The 5,536-nt window shown below is 47.7% G+C and carries 7 protein-coding genes; 6 read left to right on the top strand and 1 reads right to left on the bottom strand.

Translation table 11 applies throughout. The features are described 5' to 3' along the window. The 5 genes from PMI05_RS23910 to PMI05_RS23890 form a co-directional block, all read left to right on the top strand. The coding region (locus tag PMI05_RS23910) for an alpha/beta fold hydrolase (RefSeq protein ID WP_007727438.1) at window positions 1–213 on the top strand (213 nt) is incomplete at its 5' end. A 7-nt stretch (window positions 214–220) separates the two neighbouring features. Next, window positions 221–820 carry a TetR/AcrR family transcriptional regulator gene (locus tag PMI05_RS23905; RefSeq protein ID WP_007727435.1) on the top strand — a complete coding sequence of 200 codons (600 nt, stop codon included), beginning with the start codon at window positions 221–223 and terminating at the stop codon, window positions 818–820. A 235-nt stretch (window positions 821–1,055) separates the two neighbouring features. Continuing rightward, on the top strand, window positions 1,056–1,718 hold the full coding sequence (locus PMI05_RS23900; RefSeq protein WP_007727432.1) for a GntR family transcriptional regulator: 663 nt from the start codon (window positions 1,056–1,058) through the stop codon (window positions 1,716–1,718). Window positions 1,719–1,729: 11 nt separating this feature from the next. Beyond that, a complete protein-coding gene (glyA, locus tag PMI05_RS23895; protein WP_007727429.1) occupies window positions 1,730–3,067 on the top strand; it encodes a serine hydroxymethyltransferase in 1,338 nt (445 codons plus the stop codon). 146 nt (window positions 3,068–3,213) lie between these two features. Continuing rightward, a complete protein-coding gene (locus PMI05_RS23890; RefSeq protein ID WP_007727428.1) occupies window positions 3,214–3,702 on the top strand; it encodes a MarR family winged helix-turn-helix transcriptional regulator in 489 nt (162 codons plus the stop codon). A 12-nt stretch (window positions 3,703–3,714) separates the two neighbouring features. Here PMI05_RS23890 and PMI05_RS23885 read toward each other — a convergent pair whose 3' ends face one another. Continuing rightward, entirely contained in the window at window positions 3,715–4,611 is an 897-nt protein-coding gene (locus PMI05_RS23885) for an NAD-dependent epimerase/dehydratase family protein (protein ID WP_039961277.1), read from the bottom strand. Window positions 4,612–4,842: 231 nt separating this feature from the next. Between PMI05_RS23885 and PMI05_RS23880 the strand changes: the two genes are divergently transcribed. Next, a partial coding sequence (locus PMI05_RS23880; RefSeq protein WP_052006452.1) for a substrate-binding domain-containing protein occupies window positions 4,843–5,536 on the top strand: 694 nt, incomplete at its 3' end.

Raw genomic sequence — 5,536 nt, 5'->3', positions numbered from 1 at the left:
CCCCCTGCCATTGAGCGGCTTGAAGAATTAGCCAATCAAACATGCTTGATAATCGGCAAGGAAGATGCCCTGGATGCGAAACGGATGGCTGAATATTTTAAAGAAGTTTTACCAGAGAGAAGGTTTATTGAGATTACGGGTGCCGATCATAAACCAACGTTGACGCATCCTGAAGAAATCGCCCGCGCTATCACTGAATTTTTGGAGGATTGACTGAACCGTGCCCCGTACCCCAGCTGAAAATGAACGTATTCGCCAAGCCGCAAAAGACAAAATCCATACAGCCGCAATGACGCTTTTCATAAAAAAAGGCTACCACGCGACCTCAATCGACGATGTAGCCAAACAGGCCCAGATATCGAAGGGACTGCTTTACAATTATTACAAAGGTAAAGAAGAGCTTCTCGCCGCGATGGTCCAGGTACGGATCGAGGAAGTAAAAGAAGTGATGGAGGCTGCTACGAAGCTTGAAACGCCGCACGAACAGCTGCGCCATATTGTCGACGGTGCGCTTGATAACGTCTACCAGCGACCGGATGTCTATCGTTTTTACTTGAATTTGCAAACGCAGCCCGAAGATGATCGGGTACTTGCTTCTTACAGAGAGCAGTTAAATGAGGAGTCAAGTAGACAGTTTGAAGTCCAGTGCCAGATCTTCAAACAGTTAGGCGTAAAGCAGCCCAGATTGAGATCGCTCTATTTTTCTTCGACGCTCCAAGGCGCAATGCTGATGATGACGACTTATCCGGAAGGGTTTCCGGTGGAAGAGATGAAGGAGCAGATGATTCGGGAGTATTGTAGCCCTCCGGTAGGATCATAGAGTTACGTTTAATCATGAAGAGGCTATCCCATTCGTAAATGATACTGGTGGGGCAGTCTCTTTTTCTGTACGTTTGGTATAACCGCTAATAGTTCGAGGGGGGAAAATCATTCGCTTTTCAAAATCACGCAAGCGGAAGAAGACTAATCAACAGCACATTCCATTCAAACCGCCACTTACATATATCTAAATATTTAGAATTGACAGAAATAAATAAAACCAATATATTGGTTTTATGGATACAAACCTAATCAAACAAATCGAACGCCCCTCATTACGCGAACAGGTATACCAGGGCTTGAAGACAGCGATTGTCATGCTAGAGCTAAAGCCAGGACAACGAGTCAACGACAACGAACTGGCGGCTTTATTTGGCGTGAGTCGAACACCTGTGAGAGAAGCACTCAAACGGTTGGAGGACGAAGGTCTTATTGAATCCGTTCCCGGCTCTCTAACACGGGTGACACCCTTACTTGAAAAGGAGGCGAAGCACGCTTTTCCTGTTGTTGCGGCCTTGCACGGGTTGGCAGCACGATTGGCGATGCCATTTGAATCGGAGGTCATCCGTAGTCTGGAGCAGTGGAATGAAAAGCTACAGGTCGCACTCGAACAACAAGATGTGATCAAAGCGATTGAAGCAGATGATGGCTTTCACGACGTGATCCTCGAGGCTGCGGGGAATCGTGAAATCTACCTAGCACTTGAGCGAGTTGTACCGAAAATTCGGCGTTTGGAATTTGCTCGGTTCGGGTCCTTAGAAGGGGTGGAATCAGTAGAACAGCACCGCAAAATCATCGAAGCGATTCGAGACAACAACAGTCAGCTTGCCTCTTCTTTGATGGAAGAAAACTGGATCAACCTTGGCAGATTGCTTACGGACCATTCCGATGATGAATAGGGGGTAATGGCATGAGTACGGTTGAAATGAAGGGGGAAGTACATGATTCGCGTGTTTTGCAATGGGCGCGTTCCATTATTGAAGAGAGTCCGTCCCATCGTCTGATTCAGCAAGAGATCGTGAATGCGGTAAACCGCAATGCGATTTGGCGAGGCGAGGAATGCCTGAATTTGCTCGCACCAGAAGCACCTACCACGCCTATCGTACGTCAACTGCTCGCTTCTGAGGTTGGTACTCGCGCTGCGGAAGGACATATCGGCAGTACGCAGAGATGGTTCGCTGGCACGAAATATATCGATGAAATCGAAGCGTTATGTGTTGAGCTATTGAAAAAAGTATTCCACGCCAATTTTGCTGACCATCGATTGGTAGCGAGCATGATCGGGAACATGACAGTCTACGCGGCGTTAACGCAACCGGGAGATACGATTATGACGATCGCGCAACCGTTTGGGGGGCATTCCAGCAACCGGGTGGACGGGCCTGCTGGCATTCGCGGTTTGCAAATTGTCGATGTGCCAATGGACCCCGTTGAGCTTACCGTTGATCTGGACGAGTTCGCCAAAGTCGCACGGAAAGTTAGGCCAAAGCTCGTTACCCTGGGCGCGTCTATGACCTTATTTCCATTTCCTCTGAAGGAGATAGCTGAGATCGTGAAAGAATGGGGCGGGCGCATTTATTTCGATGGCGCACACCAGTTGGGGTTGATCGGTGGCGGTCAATTTCAGGACCCCTTACGAGAAGGAGCATGTGTGATGACTGGTTCGGCTGGGAAAACGTTTAGCGGTCCACAAAGCGGCATCATCGTCTGGAATGACCCGGAACTATTGGGACCGATTACAGATGCCATCTTCCCAGCTCTTGCCGCGACACATCAAGTCAACCGGGTAGCGGCATTAGCAGCGGCTGCGGCAGAGTTTTTGGCGTTTGGCAAGGAATACATGGCACAAATTGTGACGAATGCACAAGCACTGGGAAAAGCATTCGATGAACGGGGAATTCGGGTGCTTTGCGCGCACAAAGGCTATACACGTACACATCAAGTCATTCTGGACGTAAAAGAGTTTGGCGGTGGTTACGAGGTAGGCAAGCGATTGGCAGAAGCGAATATCATCACGAACAAAAATTTGATTCCAGGCGACGGACCAGAGGATTGGGACTTCCCAAGCGGTCTGCGTATCGGGACGACAGAAGTCACACGCTTTGGTATGAAGGAACAAGAGATGGTCACGATTGCAGAGCTGATTGTAAGTGTGTTGTCAGGTAGGGAAAAGCCCGAGGCTGTCCAGTCTAAGGTGATCGAATTGCGCAGATCGTTTAGCAAGATGCAGTTCTGCTTCCCAGAATAGAGAAGGTAGGATAAACACCGTATGCCGGAGTTCAGAACTTGGCATACGGTGCTTTTTCGAGTCGTAATTGGACTCTCATCCTTGACAATGTCATTTCATTTCGTAAATAATCGATTGATACCATCAAAGAATGGGAGTCTAAACGGATGAGTACAGACCATACAAACTCGGATGTTACAATTGATCATACGACGAAAGAGCTGGCTCTCGTATTTGGTCAGTTAAAGCGGATCGGACATGTTTTCAGTCCTTCGAAAGACCTCCGTCAGAGCGAATTGAATTTGCTTGTTCACTTGACCTACGTAAGTCCGCCAGGCACGAACGGCATTAGAGTTTCCGAGCTAGGCAAGCAGTTGAAAATAACGTCAGCAGCTGTGACGCATGTCATTCAATCACTCGAACAACTTGGGCTTATCACCCGTACAGTGGGACCTAAGGATCGACGCTCCATTCTCGTAGCCCCCACGAAAGAGGGCTTCGATTTTGTGGCAGCGAGAGAGCTAGAGCTGTTTAATCGTTTTCAGCAATTACATGAGCATCTTGGTACGGATGATGCGCAGGCACTCATACGGATATTAACGAAATCAATCCGATTCCTGCACACCTATCAGGATAGCGATGAAGCACGACCGTAGTTCGATGATGAACTATGGTTTTTTATTGTGTTGATAAGAACCTTCCTCCAGCTCTTTTAGGAGCGAGTTCGCAGAGGGGCTCCATTGCAGCTGTTGTTCCGCGCGCAATCCAGATATTCTCTGGTTGATGCTCGCCCCCCAAGCGGCTGGTCCTAATGCTTTGGCCGCATCCTCATAGCTCCATGATTCCACTTTTTCTACCCCAGCTATTTTGGCTATCGAAGTCATGAGTTCTTTCGTCGTGATCATTTCCTTGGAAGTTGCATTGAATAATGAGCCTGGCTGTGCTCGTAAAAAAGCGCATTCGTAAAGTCTCGCCAAATCATCAACATCGATAGTAGACCATGCCGTTTGCCCGTCATCGATATAGTTGGCTGTTTGGGAGAGCTTCGTCCTTTGAATCGTTGCTTGGACGAGTCCACCGCCTCGACCATATACAAGTGTAGGACGTATGACGATCGTACGAATATTGCGCTTAGCTGCTCCTAAAACTTCCTGCTCCTGGTTCGCTTTCCATTGGAGAAAAGGCAAGGGATGAAGAGGAGAGTCCTCATCCACGACATTGTGGTGCGTATCGTTATAGATCAGCGTTCCACTCGTATAAATGAATGGCTTCCCTGTGCCATCCAAACCATCCAGCATTGCCTGAACAGCTGCTACATCCAATTTTTCCATATCAGGTGTGTGCGAGATCGCCATATGAATGACACCATCGAATTTTTTAACACTTTCTGTTAGCAGTGTCGTATCCGCAAGATCTCCAACAATAGGGGTGAACCCTTGTGAGAGCAACAGCTCCGCTTTCTCTTCCGATCGAACAAGTCCAGCAACCTGATACCCCAGAGACTGAAAATGCTCGGCGACTACGGACCCGACATAACCTGTTATTCCTGTAAGGAAAACATTCATGAAAAAACCTCCTTCATATACAATTAATTTAGTAACTAAATTATTTAGTAACTTTAAGACGATGTCAATGGTATTTATAATTAACTGAATATTGACAAAACAAAACATGGGTGTTATTTTCACATTAGGAAAACGTTTACCCGCTACATAGAAAGTGAGTGAAAAACCATTACTGTAACCATTAAAGACATCGCACAACTTGCCAACGTTTCCATTGCGACTGTTTCGCGGGTGCTGAACAATTCCAAGCCAGTCCGTCCAGAGCTGCGAGAAAGAGTCTTGAAAATCGTGCAAGAGACGGGCTTTCAGCCGAATGCGATTGCCAGGAGCTTGGTCAGCAAGGAAACCCGCATCATCGGGGTGATGATTCCCGATATCTCCAACAATTTTTACTCCAATCTCATTTATGGGATCGACAGCGTCATTAGCGAGTACGACTACAGCATGTTCTTGGCGATATCCGATGAAGTGGTGGACAAAGAACTGAAATACTTGCGACTGTTCAAAGAAAAACAAATCGATGGTGTCATTATCGCGAGTATTCACTTCCTGGAGGGCAATATCCAGACGCTGCAAGAGATTCAGGTTCCTCTCGTTGTTACCGGCCACGATTTGCCCGGCTATCAGATTCCGACTGTCAACGTCAACAATGTGCAAGCCTCCTATGATGCTACTGCCTATCTCATCTCTCAAGGCCATACAAAAATCGCGTGTATATCTGGGCCATTGTGGGACCCGCCGTGTGGTCTGGATCGCATGGGCGGTTACCGAAAAGCGATGCGGGCACATGATTTACCCATCCATGAAGGATTCGTCGTGGAAGGAGAATTCACAGCCAAGAGCGGTTACGAAGCCATGCGTCGTATTTGTGAAGAAAAAATTCGTCCAACAGCCGTTTTTGTCGCAACAGACCTAATGGCGGGTG

It is taken from the genome of Brevibacillus sp. BC25, from assembly GCF_000282075.1.
Taxonomy (GTDB): Bacteria; Bacillota; Bacilli; order Brevibacillales; family Brevibacillaceae; genus Brevibacillus.
Note: the sequence above shows the minus strand (reverse complement) of the source record. Positions and strands in the feature narration are given on the sequence as shown.

Coding starts and splice junctions, on each gene's coding strand:
- PMI05_RS23900 (WP_007727432.1), top strand. CDS start 1,056: ATGGATACAAACCTAATCAAACAAATCGAACGCCCCTCATTACGCGAA.
- glyA (WP_007727429.1), top strand. CDS start 1,730: ATGAGTACGGTTGAAATGAAGGGGGAAGTACATGATTCGCGTGTTTTG.
- PMI05_RS23890 (WP_007727428.1), top strand. CDS start 3,214: ATGAGTACAGACCATACAAACTCGGATGTTACAATTGATCATACGACG.
- PMI05_RS23885 (WP_039961277.1), bottom strand. CDS start 4,611: ATGAATGTTTTCCTTACAGGAATAACAGGTTATGTCGGGTCCGTAGTC.